Annotated in this window: 15 protein-coding genes and 1 pseudogene; 10 read left to right on the forward strand and 6 right to left on the reverse strand. The window is 70.7% G+C overall.

The genetic code is table 11. The features are described 5' to 3' along the window. Positions 1 to 17 precede the first annotated feature (17 nt). Positions 18 to 1,547, forward strand: coding sequence for an NCS1 family nucleobase:cation symporter-1 (locus tag ACFYPC_RS04375; protein ID WP_388670541.1), 1,530 nt, complete (start codon positions 18 to 20; stop codon positions 1,545 to 1,547). Between the two features lie 124 nt (positions 1,548 to 1,671). Here ACFYPC_RS04375 and ACFYPC_RS04380 read toward each other — a convergent pair whose 3' ends face one another. Next, positions 1,672 to 2,340: a hypothetical protein gene (locus tag ACFYPC_RS04380; RefSeq protein WP_388670544.1), complete on the reverse strand. Its 669-nt coding sequence runs from the start codon at positions 2,338 to 2,340 to the stop codon at positions 1,672 to 1,674. 283 nt (positions 2,341 to 2,623) lie between these two features. Here ACFYPC_RS04380 and ACFYPC_RS04385 point away from each other — a divergent pair, with 283 nt between their 5' ends. After that, positions 2,624 to 3,241: a DUF4232 domain-containing protein gene (locus tag ACFYPC_RS04385; RefSeq protein WP_388670547.1), complete on the forward strand. Its 618-nt coding sequence runs from the start codon at positions 2,624 to 2,626 to the stop codon at positions 3,239 to 3,241. Positions 3,242 to 3,322: 81 nt separating this feature from the next. Here ACFYPC_RS04385 and ACFYPC_RS04390 read toward each other — a convergent pair. Continuing rightward, a pseudogene (locus tag ACFYPC_RS04390) lies at positions 3,323 to 3,682 on the reverse strand (biotin/lipoate A/B protein ligase family protein); the annotation flags it as partial. Positions 3,683 to 3,801: 119 nt separating this feature from the next. Between ACFYPC_RS04390 and ACFYPC_RS04395 the strand changes: the two are divergent. From ACFYPC_RS04395 to ACFYPC_RS04420, 6 genes are all read left to right on the forward strand, one after another. Continuing rightward, entirely contained in the window at positions 3,802 to 5,622 is a 1,821-nt protein-coding gene (locus ACFYPC_RS04395) for a gamma-glutamyltransferase family protein (protein ID WP_388670550.1), read from the forward strand. A gap of 147 nt (positions 5,623 to 5,769) precedes the next feature. Further along, positions 5,770 to 6,615 (forward strand): inositol monophosphatase family protein, encoded by an 846-nt coding sequence (locus tag ACFYPC_RS04400; RefSeq protein ID WP_388670553.1) that lies wholly within the window; start codon positions 5,770 to 5,772, stop codon positions 6,613 to 6,615. 287 nt (positions 6,616 to 6,902) lie between these two features. Continuing rightward, positions 6,903 to 8,312 carry a phytoene desaturase family protein gene (locus ACFYPC_RS04405; RefSeq protein ID WP_388671990.1) on the forward strand — a complete coding sequence of 470 codons (1,410 nt, stop codon included), beginning with the start codon at positions 6,903 to 6,905 and terminating at the stop codon, positions 8,310 to 8,312. Continuing rightward, the gene (locus ACFYPC_RS04410) at positions 8,309 to 8,818 is read left to right on the forward strand and encodes an O-acetyl-ADP-ribose deacetylase (protein WP_388670556.1); all 510 of its coding nucleotides are present in this window, start codon (positions 8,309 to 8,311) and stop codon (positions 8,816 to 8,818) included. Before ACFYPC_RS04405 ends, ACFYPC_RS04410 begins: the two co-directional genes overlap by 4 nt. A 200-nt stretch (positions 8,819 to 9,018) precedes the next feature. Beyond that, a complete protein-coding gene (locus ACFYPC_RS04415) occupies positions 9,019 to 9,771 on the forward strand; it encodes a class I SAM-dependent DNA methyltransferase (protein ID WP_388670559.1) in 753 nt (250 codons plus the stop codon). A 186-nt stretch (positions 9,772 to 9,957) separates the two neighbouring features. Next, complete coding sequence (locus ACFYPC_RS04420; protein WP_388670562.1) at positions 9,958 to 11,037, forward strand: HoxN/HupN/NixA family nickel/cobalt transporter; 1,080 nt, start codon at positions 9,958 to 9,960, stop codon at positions 11,035 to 11,037. A gap of 89 nt (positions 11,038 to 11,126) precedes the next feature. Here ACFYPC_RS04420 and ACFYPC_RS04425 read toward each other — a convergent pair whose 3' ends face one another. After that, positions 11,127 to 11,510 carry a BlaI/MecI/CopY family transcriptional regulator gene (locus ACFYPC_RS04425; RefSeq protein ID WP_388670565.1) on the reverse strand — a complete coding sequence of 128 codons (384 nt, stop codon included), beginning with the start codon at positions 11,508 to 11,510 and terminating at the stop codon, positions 11,127 to 11,129. A gap of 227 nt (positions 11,511 to 11,737) precedes the next feature. Between ACFYPC_RS04425 and ACFYPC_RS04430 the strand changes: the two genes are divergently transcribed. Together ACFYPC_RS04430 and ACFYPC_RS04435 are read left to right on the forward strand one after the other, a co-directional pair. Next, positions 11,738 to 13,231 (forward strand): hypothetical protein, encoded by a 1,494-nt coding sequence (locus tag ACFYPC_RS04430; RefSeq protein WP_388670568.1) that lies wholly within the window; start codon positions 11,738 to 11,740, stop codon positions 13,229 to 13,231. After that, positions 13,228 to 14,169 (forward strand): lysylphosphatidylglycerol synthase domain-containing protein, encoded by a 942-nt coding sequence (locus ACFYPC_RS04435; RefSeq protein ID WP_388670571.1) that lies wholly within the window; start codon positions 13,228 to 13,230, stop codon positions 14,167 to 14,169. The genes ACFYPC_RS04430 and ACFYPC_RS04435 overlap by 4 nt, the downstream gene beginning before the upstream one ends. 110 nt (positions 14,170 to 14,279) lie before the next feature. Here the strand turns inward: ACFYPC_RS04435 and ACFYPC_RS04440 are convergent, their stop codons facing one another. From ACFYPC_RS04440 to ACFYPC_RS04450, 3 genes are read right to left on the reverse strand one after another with little or no spacing between them, the layout of a single operon-like run. Beyond that, a complete protein-coding gene (locus ACFYPC_RS04440) occupies positions 14,280 to 15,554 on the reverse strand; it encodes an IS701 family transposase (RefSeq protein ID WP_388670574.1) in 1,275 nt (424 codons plus the stop codon). 52 nt (positions 15,555 to 15,606) lie between these two features. Further along, entirely contained in the window at positions 15,607 to 16,338 is a 732-nt protein-coding gene (locus ACFYPC_RS04445) for a response regulator transcription factor (protein WP_388670577.1), read from the reverse strand. A 29-nt stretch (positions 16,339 to 16,367) separates the two neighbouring features. Further along, entirely contained in the window at positions 16,368 to 19,007 is a 2,640-nt protein-coding gene (locus ACFYPC_RS04450; RefSeq protein WP_388670580.1) for an FtsX-like permease family protein, read from the reverse strand. Between the last annotated feature and the right edge of the window lie 16 nt (positions 19,008 to 19,023).

A 19,023-nucleotide genomic window follows, 5' to 3' on the forward strand; every position in this document is an offset into this window, starting at 1 on the left:
ACTTGATTGGCCTGCCCATGACCGAGACCGTCCCCACCGACAGTCCGCCGCCCGTAGCCCAAGTCACGCTCCCGGACGGCCGGGTGGAGATAGCCCCCGGCGCGCCCGTGCCCAGCGGTCCCTACGCCAACGAGGATCTGCTGCCGGTTCCGATCGAGAAGCGGACCTGGACCACGTACAACTTCTCGGCGCTCTGGGTCGGTATGGCGCACAACACCGCGTCCTGGACCCTGGCTTCCGGTCTGATCGCCGTCGGCATGGACTGGAAGCAGGCCGTCTTCACCATCGCGCTGGCCAACCTGATCGTGCTCGTCCCGATGCTGCTCACCGGGCATGCGGGACCCAAGTACGGCATTCCGTTCCCGGTCTTCGCGCGTGCTTCCTTCGGTGTCCGCGGCGCCAACCTGCCCGCTGTCGTACGGGCGTTGGTGGCCTGCGGGTGGTTCGGTATCCAGACCTGGATCGGTGGCGAGGCGATCTTCTTCCTCGCCGGGAAGCTGTTCGGGGACAGCTGGGCCGCTGCCGGCCACATCGGCGGCTACCCCTGGACGATGTGGCTGTCCTTCGCGATCTTCTGGGTGCTCCAGGTCGCCATCATCTACCGGGGCATGGAGACGATCCGCCGCTTCGAGAACTGGGCGGCGCCCTTCGTGCTCGTCGGCGCGGGCGTGATGCTGTGGTGGATGAGCGACAAGGCGGGCGGCTTCGGCCCGCTGCTCGACCAGCCGTCCAAGCTCGGCTGGGGCGCGGACTTCTGGACCCTGTTCGCTCCCGCGCTCATGGGCATGATCGGCTTCTGGTCCACGCTGTCGCTGAACATCCCGGACTTCACCCGGTACGGCAAGAGCCAGAAGGCCCAGACCTGGGGCCAGGCGCTCGGCCTGCCCACCACCATGACGCTGTTCGCCTTCCTGTCCGTCATGGTCACCTCGGGCTCACAGGCGGTGTACGGCGAGGCGATCTGGGACCCGGTCCAACTGGCCGCCAAGACGGACAACGTCTTCGGCATCATCTTCGCGCTGGTGACGGTGCTGGTGGCGACCCTGTCCGTGAACGTCGCGGCCAACCTGGTCTCGCCTGCCTTCGATTTCTCCAACATCGCGCCCCGGAAGATCAGTTTCCGGGCCGGCGCTCTGGTCACCTGCGTCCTCGGCGTACTGATCTTCCCGTGGAGGCTGTACTCCGACCCGCAGGGTTACATCTTCACCTGGCTCGGCCTGGTCGGTGGTCTGCTCGGCACGGTCGCGGGCATCCTCATCGCCGACTACTGGATCCTGCGCCGCACCAAGCTCGACCTCGCCGACCTGTACAGCACGGGCGGCCGCTACTGGTACGACGGCGGCTGGAACTGGCGGGCCGTCGTCGCCTTCGTCACCGGCGGTGTGCTGGCCATCGGCGGCGCCGACTTCCATCCGCTGATCGACGGGCGGCCCATTCCGGCACTGGAGTCGCTGGCCGACTACGGCTGGGCGGTCGGGCTCGGTACGTCGATGGTGCTGTACCTGGCGCTGATGCTGGCGCGTGGGCGGGGGAAGACGGCTGTCTGATTCAGGGCATTTGAGTGGGGCTGGCCGTTTGCGGCGGTCAGCCCTGCTGGGTTCCGACCTTCCCTGCTGTGTTCCGACCTTGAGCCGCTGTGCTTTGACGGTCCGCTCGGCTGTGTCTGACGGGTCAGCTCTGCTGCGTCTTCTCGAGTGCGGCCACGGCGTCCTTGGCGGCGCTGATGGCGCCCTTGTTGATCACGTCCGCGCTGGGCGACTTCTTCGTCTCGAAGTCGCTGCCGTTGTACGTGATGACGACCACCGCGTTGGACACGCGGGCGATCACCACTCCCTCGCGGGTGTCCTGCTTGTCCTCGGTGGTGAGGTTCACGACGGAGTAGGCCGTGTCGCCGACGCCGGGGACCGCCCCTCCGCCGCTCTTGTCCGCGACGCGCTCCTTGTAGGACGTCTCCGCCGCCGCGTCCGTCTCCTTGATCTCGTACGAGACGTCGAGCCAGCGGTAGTCGAACCCCTTCAGCGCGTTCCAGGAGCAGGTGCGCCGGACCGACTTGTCGGTCGACGCGATCTCCTGGCCGGCCGTCTTGGCGCCCGGGACCAGCGCCTTGATCGTCTTTTCGGTCACGCTGACGCAGGGGGCGGGGGATGTGGCGTACGTCTTGGTGGCCGCGGACGTCGAGGGCGCCGACGCCGATTCCGTGGGCTTCTGCGGCGATTTGTCCTCAGCGGCGGTCGGGGTCGCGGCGAGTGGACCGGACGTCAACGCCCAGCCCACCGAGGCGAGCACGGCGACCGGCAGCAGACGCGCGGTGAGAGCGAGCGGCAAAGGAAGAGAACTCACGGCGCACTTCTCGTGGGGGACGGTGCGGAGGTGGCCCGCACTGCGGACGGGACGCCAGTGTCACACGAGTCCCTGTGGGGTGGAAGTGCGAACTCGCTCTGTGCCTGTGCGGTGACAGTGACTCACCCTCGACGGGCTGTGGGGCTCGTCACCTGTACGGGCGCCGGGTGGGGCATGCGGTGTGCGGGTTCCTGGCGTACGCCCAACTGCCCCCGGGATACGGGAAGTCGTGAGGGCTCGCAGCTTTGCGGCTCTCATCGAGGCCGCATGCCATGATCGGCGCGTGATCGCGATACGTCAGAAGCCGACCCGTGGTGCCGTCCTCGCCTGTGTGCTGGCGCTGACCGCGAGCGGGTGCGGGCTTTCCACCGAGCTGGACCGCGAACTCAACCCCGAGCGCACGCCCACGCCGACCGAGACCCGGGCCGCGCCACCGCCCGTGTCCGCCACGTCCCCGCCGGTCCAGCAGGCGAGCGGCTGCCCCTCCTCCGGTCTGCGCTTCGCGACCGGTCCCGTCAACGGGGCCATGGGGCTGCGAGCCATGACGCTCTCCATGACCAACTGCGGCGATCAGCCGTACGAGGTGAACGGCTACCCCTCCGTCAGCGTCCTGGACGAGGCGGGCGACCCGATTCCGGGCGTGCGCACGATCGAAGGGACGGAGGGTGTGCCCATGGCGTCGGAAGACACCGGCCCCGAGCCCTTCACCCTCGCACCCGGCGAGACCGCGGAGGCGGGCCTGGTGTGGCGGATGGCGGCCGAGGAGGGCACGTACCTCAACGTCGCCCCGGACAAGGACCGGGACGCTGTGAACGTACGCCCTGAATGGCCCCTCGACATCGGCCCGGAGAACATACTCGGTACGCATCCCTGGGCCCCCGCCCCGAAGTCGGCGTCCTGAAGAGCATGCGGGCGGGCGGCTGAGCCGGTCCGCCCGCAGGGCAGTTCCCTCGGCGAAGACGACGACGTACGCGGCCCGCGCCTACGGCACCCGGCTCGTCCACTCCGGCGTCCCGAACTTCGCCCGCGCCAGTTCCTGGGCGCGCGCCAGTTCCTCCGGTGTCACCTTGCCGTCCGTCAGCCCGTACCGGCCGCGGAACGAGTCGATCATCCGCTCGATGACCGCCTCGCGCGCCAGGCCGGTCTGCCGACGCAGCGGATCAACCCGCTTCTTCGCGCTCGTCGTGCCCTTGTCGGAGAGCTTCTCCCGCCCGATACGCAGCACTTCGAGCATCTTGCCGGCGTCGATGTCGTACGCCATCGTCACGTGGTGGAGCACCGCGCCGGGCCCGCCACCCGGGCCGACCATCCGCTTCTGCGCGGCACCCGCGACCTGGGCAATGCGGCGAGGTGCGTGCGGTGGCCGCGTGTCTGCGGTGCCCGCGTGCCCTGTCCTCGCGGGAGCCGCAAGTGCCATAGTCGAGAGCGAGGTTGATCGTCCGGCTCAGCGAGGTGGCAGGCATGTTCACGACCCGACCGACGCTTCAGGGCACCTTCGGCATGGTGTCCTCGACGCACTGGCTCGCCTCGCAGTCGGCGATGGCCGTCCTGGAGGACGGCGGCAACGCCTACGACGCCGCGGTCGCCGCCGGTTTCGTCCTGCACGTCGTCGAGCCGCACCTCAACGGACCCGCGGGCGAGGTCCCCGTCATCATCGCCCCCGCGGGCGGCGAGGTGCGGGTGCTGTGCGGACAGGGCGTCGCGCCCGCCGGAGCGACGATCGCCCACTACAGGGGACTCGGTCTGGATCTCGTACCCGGCACCGGGCCGCTCGCCGCGGCCGTGCCCGGCGCCTTCGACGCCTGGATGCTGCTCCTGCGCGACTATGGCACCAAGTCCCTCGCCGACGTCCTGAAGTACGCCATCGGGTACGCGCAGGACGGGCACGCGCCCGTGGAGCGTGTCGGCGAGACGGTGGAGACCGTGCGCGAGCTCTTCGAGAAGGAGTGGACGTCCTCGGCCGAGGTGTATCTGCCGGGCGGCAGGGCTCCGCGACCCGGCGAGCTGTTCCGCAATCCCGCGCTTGCCGATACCTGGCGACGGCTGCTCGCGGAGGTCTCCGAGGAGACCGACCGAGTGGCACAGATCGAGGCCGCGCGGAATGTGTGGCGCTCCGGTTTCATCGCCGAGGCGCTCCTGCGCCAGGCACGGCGTCCCACGGTGGACACCAGCGGCGAGCGCCACACAGGCACCCTGACGGCCACCGATCTGGCCTCCTGGTCGGCGAGCTACGAGGCCCCGGCGACGTACGACTGGCGCGGCTGGACCCTGTGCAAGGCGGGCCCCTGGAGCCAGGGCCCGGTGCTGCTCCAGCAGTTGGCCCTGCTGCCGTCGGAACTGCCCCGGTACGGTTCCGCCGACTACGTCCACCTGCTGATCGAGGGCTGCAAGCTCGCGATGGCCGACCGGGAGGCCTGGTACGGGGACGCGGCCGAGGTGCCGCTCGACGTGCTGCTCTCGGAGTCGTACAACGCCGCCCGGCGCGCGCTCGTCGGCGACAAGGCGTCGTACGAGCTATGCCCCGGCAGTCCTGGAGGGCGCCTTCCGCGGCTGAGCGGGCACGCGCGCGTGGTTGCCGCCGGGGAGGCGGGCTTCGACGCGCTCGGGATGCCGGGTGCCGGTGAACCCACGGTGGCCCGGGCCGCCGCGGACCCCGGGGTGGCGCCGGACGGCGGTACCCGCGGCGACACCTGCCACCTCGACGTCGTCGACCGCTGGGGCAACATGGTCGCCGCCACGCCCAGTGGAGGCTGGCTGCAGTCCAACCCGGTCGTGCCCGAACTGGGCTTCCCGCTCGGCACCCGGCTCCAGATGGCCTGGCTGGAGGAAGGACTGCCCAACTCCCTGACGCCGGGCCGCCGTCCGCGCACCACCCTGACCCCCTCGCTCGCGCTCCGCGACGGGGTGCCGGTCATGGCCTTCGGCACGCCGGGCGGTGACCAGCAGGACCAGTGGCAGACGCACTTCTTCCTCTCGGTGGCCCTGCGCGCCGAGGTGCGCGGAGGCCTCGATCTCCAGGGCGCGATCGACGAGCCGAACTGGCACAACGACAGCTTCCCCGGCTCCTTCTACCCGCGCGGTATGCACCCCGGCAGCGTCACCGTCGAGGCTCGCATGGACGCCGCGGTCGTCGAGGAGCTGCGGCGGCGCGGCCACGACGTCCAGGTCGGCGATGCCTGGTCCGAGGGCCGGCTGTGCGCGGTCGCCCGGGATCCGGAGACGGGTGTGCTGTCGGCTGCGGCGAACCCGCGAGGGATGCAGGGGTACGCGGTGGGGCGCTGATCCGCGCACGGGGAGTGGCGACGTAGTCGACTGCCGTGATGCGGTCCGTTGCTCCGCGTAGCCGTGGGCGCCGGGAATTCATGGGTATTCCACCCGGAGTGCACCGGCCCGGTGAGGATTGTCAGAGGCGCGTGCTGTCATGGGGACATGATCGTAGACATCGAAACCATCGACGAGTTTCTCACCCACCGCGTCTCCGACGTCGAAGAAGTGGTCCGGCAGGCGGCCGCCGCCGAGGTCATGCCGCGCTTCCGGCAGCTCGCCGCGCACGAGATCGACCAGAAGACCGGCCCGCACGATCTGGTGACGGACGCCGACCGCCTGGCCGAGGCGTATCTCACCGAGGCCCTCACCGCGCTGCTGCCCGGCTCGGTCGTGGTCGGCGAGGAGGCGGTGCACGCCGACCCGATGACGTACGAGGCGATACGCGGCTCCGCGCCGGTCTGGATCGTCGATCCGGTCGACGGGACACGGCAGTTCGTCCACGGCGACCCCGGATTCTGCATGCTGGTCGCCCTCGCGCTGGACGGCGTCGTGCACGCGTCCTGGACGTTCGCTCCCGCACGCGACGAGTTCGCAACCGCGATCCGCGGCCGGGGCGCCGTCCTGGACGGCGCGCCCCTGCGGGCGGGTTCGCCCGTGCCCGGCCGCGACGTCGACATCGCCACCTCGCACCCGGACTACACCACGGACGAGCAGAAAAACGCCCTGCTCGCCCTGCACACCGAGGGTGTCGTCACCCGCCCGTGCGGCTCGGCGGGCCTGGAGTATCTGGCCGTGGCCCGCGGGGAGTTGGACGCCACGGCCTTCTCCTGGGAAGCCGCGTGGGACCACGCGGCGGGCCTGCTGCTGGTCGAGGAGGCGGGTGGCGCCCACCTGACGCTCACGGGCGAGCCGTTCCGGATCACCGGGGGCAACGCCCTGCCGTTCGCGGCGGCCCGGGACGAGGCGACGGCCCGCAGGGTGGTCGCGCTGCTGGCGGCCGGAGCGTGAGTGCCGGGGCGGGAGCCGAGGTGCCTGGGGTGGGCGGGAGCCTGAGTCCCGTGGGCGGACCGGAGCCCGAGCGCAGGGGTGGCCGGAGCGTGAGTGCCCGGGCGGGAGCCGAGGTGCCTGGGGTGGGCGGGAGCCTGAGTCCCGTGGGCGGACCGGAGCCTGAGTGCCGGGGGCGGATGTCCTCCGACAGCCCTTCGCAACCGCCCGCGCCGTCAGGGCTGTCAATCCTCCGGCATATCCTGATCCCAGTTGCCATCGGCTGACAAAGGAGTCCGAAGGTGCCGTCGATGCTCGATGTGGTCGTGGTGGGTGCCGGGCCGAACGGACTGACGGCTGCCGTGGAGCTGGCCCGCCGGGGCTTCTCCGTGGCCGTGTTCGAGGCGCGGGACACCGTGGGCGGCGGAGCACGCACCGAAGAGCTGACACTGCCCGGATTCCGGCACGACCCCTGTTCGGCGGCGCATCCGCTGGCCATCAACTCCCCGGCGTTCAGGGCGATGCCCCTGGAGCGGTACGGACTGGAGTGGCTGCACGCGGAGTTTCCCATGGCGCATCCGTTCCCGGACGGCACGGCGGCGGTGCTCTCGCGGTCGGTGGCGGAGACGGCCGCCTCCTTCGGGCCGCGCGACGCCGGTGCGTACCGCCGCCTGGTCACCCCCTTCCTCCCCAAGTGGGACACGCTGGTCAATGACTTCATGTCGCTGCCCCTGACCGCACTGCCCCGCGACCCGGTCACCCTCGCCCGCTTCGGCCTCGCCGGACTGCCGCCGTCGACCTGGCTGATGCGCCGCTTCCGCGACGAGCGGGCCAAGGCGCTGTTCGCCGGGCTCGTCGCCCATGTCATGGCTCCGCTCGACGGGATCGCGACCGGCGCCGTGGGCCTGGTCTTCGCCCTCGCCGCGCACGCCCGCGGCTGGCCGGTGGCCCGGGGCGGCTCCCAGTCCATCTCCGACGCGCTCACCGCGTATCTGAAGGACCTCGGTGGCAGCGTCCACACCGACTACGAGGTCAAGCGCCTCGACGACCTGCCGCCCGCGCGCGCCTACGTTTTCGACACCTCACCCACCGCGCTGTCCCGGATCGCCGGCTTCGGCCGCTACTACGAGCGGTACCGGTACGGAGCGGGCGTCTTCAAGATCGACTACGCGCTCGACGGCCCCGTGCCGTGGACGGCGAAGGAGGCGCGCACCGCCGGGACCGTCCAGATCGGGGCCAGCCGTGCGGAGATCAGCACCGCGCTGCGGGCGGCCTCGCGCGAGGGCCGGGCGCCCGACGCGCCGTTCCTGATCACCGTGCAGCCCGGTGTCGTCGACCCCTCTCGGGCACCCGAGGGCAAGCAGGTCTTCTGGGCGTACGGGCACGTCCCGAACGGCTGGACCGGGGACCTCACGGACGCGATCGAGCGCCAGCTGGAGCGCTTCGCGCCGGGCTTCCGCGACCGCGTCCTCGCCCGTGCGACGGCGGGCCCTCCCGAGCTGGCCGCACGTAACGCGAACTACGTGGGCGGTGACATCGGCTCCGGCGCCGCCTCCGGGCTCCAGCTCTTGCTGCGCCCCAAGATCTCCCTCTTCCCGTACAGCACTCCGCACCCAGCCGTCTTCATCTGCTCGTCGGCCACCCCGCCGGGACCCGGCGTCCACGGCATGTCGGGACACAACGCGGCGAAGGCGGTATGGAGAAGGCTGAGACAGTCATGACCACGATCACTCTGGTGCAGGGCGACATCACTCGGCAGAGCGTCGACGCCATCGTCAACGCGGCGAACTCCTCGCTGCTCGGCGGGGGCGGCGTCGACGGGGCCATCCATCGCCGGGGCGGTCCCGCCATCCTCGCCGAGTGCCGCAAGCTTCGCGCCTCCCAGTACGGCAAGGGCCTGGCCACCGGACGGGCAGTCGCCACCACCGCCGGTGAGCTGGACGCGCAGTGGGTGATCCACACCGTCGGCCCGGTATGGCAGGGCCCCGGCAGCGACCCCTCGCTCCTCGCCTCGTGCTACCGGGAGTCCCTGCAGGTGGCAGCCCAACTGGGGGCGCGGACCGTCGCCTTCCCGGCCATCTCGACCGGCGTCTTCAGGTGGCCGATGGAGGAGGCCGCCCGCGTCGCCGTGCAGACAGTCAGGGACGCGGACACGACGGTCGAAGAGGTCAGGTTCGTGCTCTTCGACGAGGGGGCGTACGAGGCGTTCGCGGAGCAGGTCCGCTGACCGTCCCGGTCGGGGGTGACAGGTCGTCCCGGTCGGGAGCACGGGTTGTCCTGGTCCCGGTCGGGAGTGACGGGTTGTCCCGGTCGGGAGCACGGGTTGTCCTGGTCCCGGTCGGGGGTGACGGGTCGCCCCGCACCGGAAGTGGCGGACCGCCGAAAAATGGCGGGTGTTGAAGGCGCCTTCGGAAGTACGGTCCTGCGGTGACTGATGCGGATGGGTACTTCGGAGAGAGTGTCGCGGCGACCTACGACGAGTCGGAGGGGGCCGAGTTCGAACCGGCTGTCGTGCAGGCGGCGGTCGACGTACTGGCGGGGCTCGCCGGCGACGGCCGGGCCCTGGAACTGGGTATCGGGACGGGGCGCATCGCGCTGCCACTGGCACACAGGGGAGTCCCGGTCCACGGCATCGACCTGTCGCGGGCGATGGTCGACCGGCTGCGCGCCAAGCCCGGCGGCGACGGGATCGGTGTGACGATCGGTGACTTCGCGACGACGAGGGTGGACGGGAAGTTCTCCGTCGCCTATCTCGTCTTCAACACGATCATGAACCTGACGACACAGGCGGCGCAGGTGGCCTGCTTCCGCAACGTCGCGGCCCACCTCGAACCCGGTGGCCGATTCGTCATCGAGGTCATGGTCCCCGACCTGCGCAAGCTCCCGGCGGGGCAGACCGTCGTGCCGTTCCACGTCAGCCCGACGCGATGGGCGTTCGACGCCTACGACGTCGCCACTCAGGAGATGAGCTCCAACTACATCGAGGTCGTCGACGGGCGAGGCGAGTACCACTCGATCCCTTTCCGCTACGTATGGCCGGCGGAACTCGACTTGATGGCTCAGCTCGCCGGGCTGCGGCTGTCCGAGCGGTGGGACGGATGGACCGGGGAACCGTTCACCAGCGAGAGCGGCCGCCATGTCTCGGTCTGGGAGAAACCAGCCACGCAGCCGCTCGTATAGCTGTTCGCGCAATCGCGCAGCGAGCTGCTCGGTGCCGGCTGGTAGCTGTTCGCGCAATCGCCCAACGCGCGCTCGGTGCCGGCTGGACAAGTGCTGGCCCAAGCTTTACTGCGAATAGATTGCAGGTGGGAAAGCTGAGCATGAGGGTGGGAGGCGCACCGCCCGCCCCGAAAGAAGGTCCCCACCATGCGTCGTACGTCGCTCACGCGGCAGGAGTGGGGCCGGCTCGGCGGCATGGCCGCGTTCATTCTCGGGCTGCACGTGATCGGCTGGTTCACGCTCGTCGCCGTCGTCGCACCGGAGCACTACAGCATCGGCGCGAAATCGTTCGGCGTCGGGATCGGTGTGACGGCGTACACGCTGGGCATGCGGCATGCCTTCGACGCCGATCACATCGCGGCCATCGACAACACCACCCGCAAATTGATGGGCGAGGGGCAGCGGCCCCTGTCGGTCGGTTTCTGGTTCTCGCTCGGCCACTCCAGCATCGTGTTCGGGCTGGCCTTCCTGCTCTCCCTGGGCGTGCGGACGCTGGCCGGACCGGTGCGCGACGACAACTCGGGCCTGCACGACGTCACCGGGCTGATCGGCACGACGGTCTCCGGGACCTTCCTGTACGTCATCGCCGCCATCAACCTCGTCATCCTCGCCGGGATCTGGAAGGTCTTCCGGCAGATGCGCTCCGGCCACTTCGACGAGGCGGCCCTGGAGGAGCAGCTGGGCAACCGCGGGCTCATGAACCGCCTGCTCGGCCGCGTCATGAAGTCGGTCACCAAGCCCTGGCAGATGTACCCGGTGGGCCTGCTCTTCGGCCTCGGCTTCGACACGGCCACCGAGGTCGCCCTCCTGGTCCTCGCGGGATCGGGTGCGGCGTCCGGGCTGCCCTGGTACGCGATCCTGTGCCTGCCCGTCCTGTTCGCGGCGGGCATGTCCCTGCTGGACACGATCGACGGTTCGTTCATGAACTTCGCGTACGGGTGGGCCTTCTCCAAGCCGGTGCGCAAGGTCTACTACAACCTCACCATCACCGGCCTGTCCGTCGCCGTCGCCCTGATCATCGGCACGGTCGAACTTCTCGGCCTGCTCGCGGAGCGGCTGCACCTGCGCGGGGTCTTCTGGGACTGGGTCGGTGGCCTCGACCTGAACGTCATCGGCTTCGTCATCGTCGGCCTCTTCGTCGCCACCTGGGTCATCGCCCTGGTGGTTTGGAAGGTGGGGCGGATCGAGGAGAAGTGGACGGCGGGGCTGCGCCGCCCCGAGGCGTGAGGGGATCGCCCGGTCCTTATGACCGCTTCCTCAGCGGGGATCGCCCGGTCCTCATGACCCGCTTCCTCGGCGGGGATCGCACGGGATCTTCATGACCCGCTCCCTCTGAGGAGGTCGCGCAGGGCCTTTTCCTCCTGGGGGCTCAGCCCGGTCACGAACTGCCGGAGGGTCGCGATGGAATCGGGGCCGCGGTCGAGCGCCTCGTGCATGGCCTCGGCGGTCAGCTCGGCGGCGTTCTTGGCGGGCCGGTACGCGCCGCGTCGCCCGTCCACGTCACGCAGGACCAGGCCCTTGTCGTAGAGGCGCTTGAGGATGGTGTGCACGGTGTTGTACGCGAGACCGCCGCCGATCTCAGCCTGGATGTCGGCGGGCGTCAGGGGGTCGTCGGTGGCCCAGAGGGTGGCGAGGACTTCGCTCTCCAGCTCGCCTGCACTGCGTCGATCCGCCCTGCCGCGGGGGCCTGTGCCAGCCATGCCGGCAACCTTACAGCGCGTAGGGGAATGGTGGTGGCGACCTTCGGGCGGTGCCTCGGACGCCTGCCGACGGAGCGTCCGGATGCCGCACCCGCCCTGCGCTCCTGCCTGGTACACGGTAATTTGGCCACGATTTACGAGATTTAGCCCTATCCCGTCAGTTTTCCCTCTACCCTACGCTCTGTAGGGTAGACGATCCTACAGTCTGTAGGGCTGAAGGGTTGAAGATGGCCAAGGCCTTGTACGTCCCGTTCCTCGGCGCCGAGCGCAACGGCTCGCCCCCGGCGGCCCGTGCGTCACGACGCTCCGGCGGTGCGCTGTCGCTCGCACTGGTGGCGGGTGCCTTCACCCTGGCCCAACTGCTCCTCGTACGCCCCGGGATGGGCCTCGGGTGGGACGAGACGGTGTACGTCAGCCAAGTCAGTTCGCACGCTCCCTCGGCATACTTCAGTGCCCCGCGCGCCCGCGGTGTCTCGCTGCTCGTGGCGCCGATCGCCTCCTGGTCGTCGTCCACAGAGCTACTGCGGGTCTACCTGGCGCTGCTCTCCGGACTCGGCCTCTTCCTGGCGCTGCGCGTCTGGCGGGGGCTGTTCCCTCTGCGGGTGCTGGCCCTGGCAGGTGCCCTCTTCGCGACGCTCTGGGTGACCCTGTTCTACGGCCCGCAGGCCATGCCCAACTACTGGGTCGCGATCGGCGCCCTGGTCTGCGTCGGCTGCTTCCTGCGCGCCCGGGACGACCGCTTCGACCGGGCGGCGCTGTGGGGGGTGGGCCTGAGCGCCGCGCTGATGGCGTGGATGCGGCCCACCGACGCGGTCTGGGTGACCCTGCCGCTTCTCGTCCTCGCGGTGTGCTTCCGCGGTTGGCGCAGACCGCGCCTGCTGGTCGCGCTCGTCGCGGGCCTGGTGGCCGGAGCCGGCGAGTGGGTCGTGGAGGCGTACGTCAGCTACGGCGGCCTGGGGCAGCGACTCGCCGACGGCTCTCGGATCCAGGGCGGCCTCGGCTGGAACTTCGCCGTCGGCGACCAACTGCGCAGCCTGGGCGGGCGCACCCTCTGCCGCCCGTGCACCGGGCCGATGCCCAACGCCGCCGTGACGGTGTGGTGGTTCGCCCTGCCGCTGCTCGCCGCCCTCGGCCTCGCGCTCGCGATCAGGGCCCAGCGCGCGACGAACACGCTGCTGCTTCTGTCCTGCGCCACGACGGCGGGCGTCCCGTACCTGTTCATGATCGGATACGCGGCTCCGCGCTTCCTCCTGCCCGCCTACGCGCTCCTCTCGATCCCGGTTGCCGCCGCCCTCATCCACCTGGTCACCGCCCCGAGCCGGACCTGGCGGCCGGTGGCCGTGACCCTGGTGACGCTCGGCCTGACCGGTCATCTGGCGGTGCAGTACGTGGTGCTGGAACGCACTGTGCACCGCACCACCGTCGCCCGTCAGAGCTGGGCCCACACCGTGTCGGAACTGCACCGGCTCGGCGTCCGTCCGCCCTGCCGGCTGACCGGACACGAGGCCATCCCGATCGCCTTCTACGCCGGCTGCTCCGCCGTCGCGACGAGCGGCCCCAACGCCAACACGACCCGGGCGGACATCGTGCGTCTCGCACGGCGCGAACCCGTCGCCGTACTCACCACCCTCGGCGGTCGACCGCCCGCGTACGCCCGTACCTGGGCCTCGCACGTCGCGGGTGATCTGCGTGTCTACGTCGCGGGAAGCCCGGCGACATGACCGCTCCGCCGACCGCCCCTGCGACTTCGAACGCCGTCGGCAGACGGGTCTCCTGGCAGACCGGGGTCTCGATCCTCGTGATGGTGTGCGCGGTGTATCTGGCGCGACGCCATTGGCCGGTGATCGAGAGCGGAGCCGCCCGGCTCGCCGTCGCCGATCGCGGCTGGCTGCTCGTGGCGACCGCCGCCACGGCGGCGACCTGGGTGTGCTCGGCGCTCGCCCAGCAGGGCGCGGTCGCCAGGCCGTTGCCGGCCCGCAGGTTGGTGGCGGTGCAGTTCGCGGCGTCCGCGGCCAACCATCTGCTGCCCGCGGGCCTGGGGGCGGGCGCGGTCAACCTGCGTTTCCTCACTCGGTGCGGGCTCCCGGTCGGCCGGTCGGCGACCGCGCTCGCGGTGAAGGCAACCGCGGGGACCGTGGTGCGAGGCTTTCTGATCGCCGTACTCGCGCTGGCCTGTCCCGGCGTCATCCACCCTCCGCACGTGCCCGCCGTGGCGGTGGCGGTGGCGGTCGCGGTGGTCGGCGTCGGCGTGGTGCTCCTGAAGGGTCCACTGCGGCGCGCCCTGCGAGCTGTCCTGGCGGATGTCCGCGCCGTGCACGAACTCCCCGCGCGGGCGGCCGCGTTGTGGGGTGGGTCGCTCGCCTTCGCCTCGCTGCACGCGGCAGTGGTGATCGCGGTGACCCAGGCTCTCGATCTGCCGCTGCCCCCGGCCCAGGTCGCCCTCGCCTACCTCGCCGCGAGCAGCGCCGCCGTGCTGCTTCCCACCCCTGGCGGCCTCGGTGCGCTGGACGCCGCACTCGCCCTGGCCCTCACACTCGCCGGAGCACCAGGAAGTGCGGCGGCATCCGCGGTACTCGGCTACCGGCTCCTGACCGTGTGGCTGCCGCTGCTGCCCGGGCTGCTGGCACTGGGGGTGCTGATACGGCGCAGGGTCGTGTGAACCGCCGTGATCGGCCGGACAGGTCCTAATAGTGCTTCGTTAGGTTCTCGTTCTGGTTCTGCTGGCTTTGAGGGGGTGGCCGCAGGTGGTGCAGGTGCCGGTCCAGCACCTCAGTAGGTCTTGGAGTAGGTCGAGGGTCTCGTAGAGGCTCGGGCTGGTGGCTGGACTTTTGGGTCGAGCCTGCGGAGTGTGAGGAAGGCCTGCGCGGCGGTGACGAGGGTGACGTGGTGGTGCCAGCCGCGCCAGGTGCGGCCTTCGAAGTGGTCCAGGCCCAGGCCGTGTTTGAGTTCGCGGTAATCGTGCTCGATCCGCCAGCGCATCTTCGCCCGCCGCACCAGGTCAGCGACCGGTGTGGTGGCCGGCAGGTTCGATATCCAGTAGTCCGTCGGGGCATCCTGGCCGTCCGGCCATTCGACCAGGAGTGTCTGGACGGGCAGGACGCCGCCCCACCGGTTGCGGCCGCCGCCCGCCTCCTGAGCTGCGGCCAGGGACTGCTTTCCCGCGGGCCGCACCGTCAGTACCGCGAACCGGGAGATCATCGCGCCTTTGCTGCCCTGCCGCCAGGTCACCTTGCTGAACCGCTCCACACCCGTCTCCACCGCGAGGGCGGAGATGGCTCGCGGCGCAGTGCGGTAACGCATAAGGGTGGGAGGCCCGAGCCCGCCATAAGCGGGCTGCTGCGGCTCGACATTCTCCGGGTGAGCAACTTCCTTCCCGTTCAGCGCCAGGACATAGGACAATCCTCGCTCCTGGAGACCGAGCCGGAAGGGAGTGCTGACGCCGTAGCCGGCGTCGGCGACCACCACCGGCGCCTTCAACTGCCACGCGGCCAGTGTGTCCAGAAGACCGAGCGCCAGACGCCACTTCTCCTGGTGTACTACGGTGCCGGGAACTCCTGCCCTGCGGCACCGGTCCGACTCCTCCGTCCACTCACGCGGCAGATACAACTGCCACTCCAACGGGCACGAGGCGGTATCGGTGGCAGCATGAACACTGACCGCGACCTGGCAGTTTGCCCGTTTGCCGACCGCTCCGCAGTACTGGCGGGCAACCCCGACCGACGCGTTGCCGCACTTGGGGAACGACACGTCGTCGATCACCCACACCTCGGGCCTGACCACCCCGGACAACCGCTCGGCAATCCGCTGCCTGACCGGCAGTGGATCCCACGGCGACTGGTTCACGAACTGCTGCAGCGCCTGCATGTCCCCGTCCGGCAGTCGCTGAGCCATCGGCTGGATCGACTTGCGGCGACCGTCGAGCATCAGTCCCCGCAGATAGCACTCGCCCTTGGCCCGCTGATCCTTGCGCGGCACCGAGGCGAACACATCCTCTACGAATAGCCCCAACGAAGCCCGTAATCGGTTCACTTCATGCTTGTCCACACTCCCAACATGCTCTTGATCAGTAAGAACGGAAAGACCTAACGAAGCACTACTAATTGAGTTCGAGACGGTAGCCGTGCCCTCGAAGTGTCGTGATCAGTGGCACGTGGTACGGCTGCGGCGCTGCGCCGGTGAGGCGGCGGCGCAGCCCCGCCATGGTGACATCGAGCGTCTTCGTCGAACCGAACCAGTTCTCGTCCCACACCTCGGCCATCAGCGTCTCGCGGGCCACGGCCTCACCCGCGTGCCGCGCGAGCACGGCGAGCAGCTCGAACTCCTTGGGCCGCAGGTCGACTTCATGGTCGTCGAGGGTGCAGCGGCGCGCTGTGATGTCGACGACGAGGTCGCCCAGCCGGATCGGTTCCTGGGGCGGCGAGGCGATGGCCCGCCTCCGCAGATGGGCCCGCAGCCGGGCGAGCAGCACGGTCATACTGAACGGTTTGACCAGGTAGTCGTCGGCCCCCGCGTCGAGCCCCGCGATGACGTCGATGTCGTCGGTACGGGCGGTCAGGATGAGGATCAGCAGATCGGGGAAGCGGGCGCGCAGCGTGCGGGCCACGTCGAGCCCGTCCATGTCGGGCAGCCCCAGGTCGAGGAGCAGGACGTCGTACGAGGACCGCGCGGCCTCCGCGAGGGCGGCCGCGCCGGTCCGGCTCCACGTGGGGCCATAGCCGTTGCCCCGCAGTCCGGTTTCCAGATGGCGGCCGATGGTGTCGTCGTCCTCCACGACGAGAACGTGGGCGCGACTGAAGCGGCTGCGGTCCGGTGCGGCGGGCGTGCTCATGGTGCGCAGCGTAGAGCCGGACGGGGTGTTCACAGATCCCGGAGTTCCTCCACGGCGGGTCGGGCGGCCCGGCGTACCCCGTTCAGGGCCGCCGCCAGTACCGCCGCCGCGGCTGCGCAGCCGGTGAGAACCAGGTAGGTGCCGGGGACCGACAGCGAGGCCGGCGGGGGGTCGAACACACCCGTCAGCACCTTGACCAGCATCTCCGAAAGGCCCCAGCCGATCAGCGCGCCACCGGCCAGGCCCCCGCCCGTCAGCAAAAGCGCCTCGGTGAGGACCATGCCGCGCAGTTGGCCCGCCCTGGCGCCCAGCACGGTGGCGATGGCGAAGGTCCGCCGCCGTTCCGCCAGGCCGAGCGCGAGGACCAGTCCGCCTGCCCCGGCCGCGAGCAGCACCGCGAAGGCCAGCTCGATCCGGGTGAGTCCGGCCAGGTCCACGGAGGTCAGGCTGCTACCGACGGTGCCCCGGGTCCGGGCGAGGTCGGTGACGGTCGCACTGGTGCCGAGCTGCTTGCCCAGCTGCGCCGCGACCTGCTTCTGGTGGGTGCCGCCGGTGTCCACGAGGAACGCGCCGACCGCGTCGCTGCCGGTGGCCTTGGCCACGTACGAGGCGTTGGCGACGAAGAAGCTGTCCTTGGGCGCGGTCGGGAACTCCTTGGCGATCCCGGCGTAGTGGAACGTCACCGTGCGCAGCGACTGGGTGTGAGCGTCCTGGATGCGCAGCCTGACGGTGTCACCGGGCGACAGCTGGAAGTCGGTGACGGTCTCCGCGCTGACCAGCAGCGCGTCCGGCTGCTTCGCGAGCTTGTCCATGAGCGAGGCGGCGGTGCCACCGGAGAAGTACGCGTCCTGGAGCGAGGTGGCCGAGGCGATGGTGCCCGGGTTCACGCCGTACAGGTCCTGAAGGTCGGAGCCGACATAGGCGAACCGGTGCTGAAGCGGCTCGACATGGCGTACGCCGGGGACCTTGAGGGAGGCCGCGGCGCTGGGCGGCGTCTGCGCCCCGGGGGGCTCGGTCACCGTGACGTCCGCGCCGTTGGTGAGGCGCGCGTCGACCTCGGCCTGCTGCTTGTACGTCGCGTTGAAGGTCGCCGTCGACACCGCGAACGACACGGCGAGCGCCAGCAGGACCACCGAACGGGCCAGCGGACGCCGGCGCCGGGAGAGCACCGCGGCCGTCGTTCCCGCCAGATTCGACGTCAGCGGACGCGACAGCCGGGTCAGCACCCCGCGGCCGTGCGTGAGGGCGAGGAGCGTGAGCCGCCACAGCAGCAGGGCGGAGCCGACCCACAGCAGCGCGGGGCCGAGGAACGCCCAGTACGACACGGAGATGCTCGGCACTCCTTCGGGGGCCAGGACAAGGGCGTACTGGTTGCCGGACGAGGCCCGGAAAACCAGCCAGGAGGCGATCAGCAGGGCGAGGTCGAGCCCGTACCGCATCCACCACACCGAGCCCGTACGCCGCCCTGGCCTGCGGGTGTCGGCGACCGTCACCCCGCGCAGGTCGCGCAACGCGGGGACCAGGACGGCAGCCGCGGCCACGGCGGCGCCGAGCAGGAAGGCAAGGGCGTACCAGAAGGTCCACGCCCCGGCGCTCGTCCCGAACGACGCCGATCCGAAGGCGACGCGACCTGTCAGGGCGGCGATGCCGAGTCCGGCGAGGCCGCCGGTGACCCCCACTAGCCCGGCTTCCAGGCCCGACAGCGAGGCGATCCGCCTGGGCCGCAGCCCACGCAGCCGCAGCAGGGACTGCTCCTGGCGGCGCCGTTCACCACCGGCGGCGGCGACCGCGGCGGTCAGTGCGGCGGCGAGGATCGCACCCGGCACACCGAGGAAGAGGAAGAGGATCTGAGCGTAGGCGGCGTCCTGGCGGGCGGCGTCGAGTGCGGCGCCGAGGTTGTTCCCGACGATCACGCCGCCCGAGGAGCGGGCCTCCAGGTTGTGGGCGGCACGCGTCACGGTGTTGAACGCGGAGGCGGGGTCGGCGGGCAGCCTGGCGTCGCCGGTGGTGTGGATCTGCGTGGTGACCGGGGTGTTGGCCGTAAGGGAGGTGAAGTCGGTGGACGGGAGGAGGACCACGTTGTCGGGCGGTGCGGCGGGCTGGGACTGGGTGGGCGCGCCGACCTTCTGGAACAGCGAGTCGGCCTGCGGGAGTTCGACGACGCCGGCCACCCGGACCTGCCGTACGCCGGAGCCGGGGAGCTGGATGCCGATGGTGTCGCCGGGTGCCGCGTGCAGGTTGGAGGCGGTCTGCTGGGCGAGGAGTACGCCGCTGGAGGAGCCGGTCAGCGGACGGATCTCGCCCGGGAAGAGCTTCTGGTAGTCGGCCGGGAGACCCAACACCATGCCCGGCCCGGTCGTCTGCGTCGTGCCCTGAACCTTCGACGTGAACGCGCTGCTGTGGGCGAAACCGACCGGGACGGCGGCCTGTACGCCGGGCGTCTGCCGAACCAGGGACAGGGCGGTCCCCGCGTCGGCGCCCGGCTGCACCTCGACCTGCCAGTCGACGGCGACCGAGCGGACGGCGCGCTGGGTCATGGTCGCCTTCGACGCGTTGAGGAACGAACCGAGCGAGGCGATGAGGGCGACGGCCAGGGCGATCCCGGCCACGGCGGCCATCAGCCGCCCGGAGCGGTGGCGAGCGAGGCCGCCGGCCCACGCGGTGTTCATGACGTCTCCTTGGCCT

It is taken from the genome of Streptomyces sp. NPDC005808 (genome assembly GCF_042871385.1).
GTDB lineage: Bacteria > Actinomycetota > Actinomycetes > Streptomycetales > Streptomycetaceae > Streptomyces.

Excerpts from the sequence above, each read along its gene's own strand:
- ACFYPC_RS04375 (WP_388670541.1), top strand. The coding sequence starts at position 18 with ATGACCGAGACCGTCCCCACCGACAGTCCGCCGCCCGTAGCCCAAGTC.
- ACFYPC_RS04395 (WP_388670550.1), top strand. The coding sequence starts at position 3,802 with ATGTTCACGACCCGACCGACGCTTCAGGGCACCTTCGGCATGGTGTCC.
- ACFYPC_RS04400 (WP_388670553.1), top strand. The coding sequence starts at position 5,770 with ATGATCGTAGACATCGAAACCATCGACGAGTTTCTCACCCACCGCGTC.
- ACFYPC_RS04405 (WP_388671990.1), top strand. The coding sequence starts at position 6,903 with ATGCTCGATGTGGTCGTGGTGGGTGCCGGGCCGAACGGACTGACGGCT.
- ACFYPC_RS04410 (WP_388670556.1), top strand. The coding sequence starts at position 8,309 with ATGACCACGATCACTCTGGTGCAGGGCGACATCACTCGGCAGAGCGTC.
- ACFYPC_RS04420 (WP_388670562.1), top strand. The coding sequence starts at position 9,958 with ATGCGTCGTACGTCGCTCACGCGGCAGGAGTGGGGCCGGCTCGGCGGC.
- ACFYPC_RS04425 (WP_388670565.1), bottom strand. The coding sequence starts at position 11,510 with ATGGCTGGCACAGGCCCCCGCGGCAGGGCGGATCGACGCAGTGCAGGC.
- ACFYPC_RS04430 (WP_388670568.1), top strand. The coding sequence starts at position 11,738 with ATGGCCAAGGCCTTGTACGTCCCGTTCCTCGGCGCCGAGCGCAACGGC.
- ACFYPC_RS04435 (WP_388670571.1), top strand. The coding sequence starts at position 13,228 with ATGACCGCTCCGCCGACCGCCCCTGCGACTTCGAACGCCGTCGGCAGA.
- ACFYPC_RS04445 (WP_388670577.1), bottom strand. The coding sequence starts at position 16,338 with ATGAGCACGCCCGCCGCACCGGACCGCAGCCGCTTCAGTCGCGCCCAC.
- ACFYPC_RS04450 (WP_388670580.1), bottom strand. The coding sequence starts at position 19,007 with ATGAACACCGCGTGGGCCGGCGGCCTCGCTCGCCACCGCTCCGGGCGG.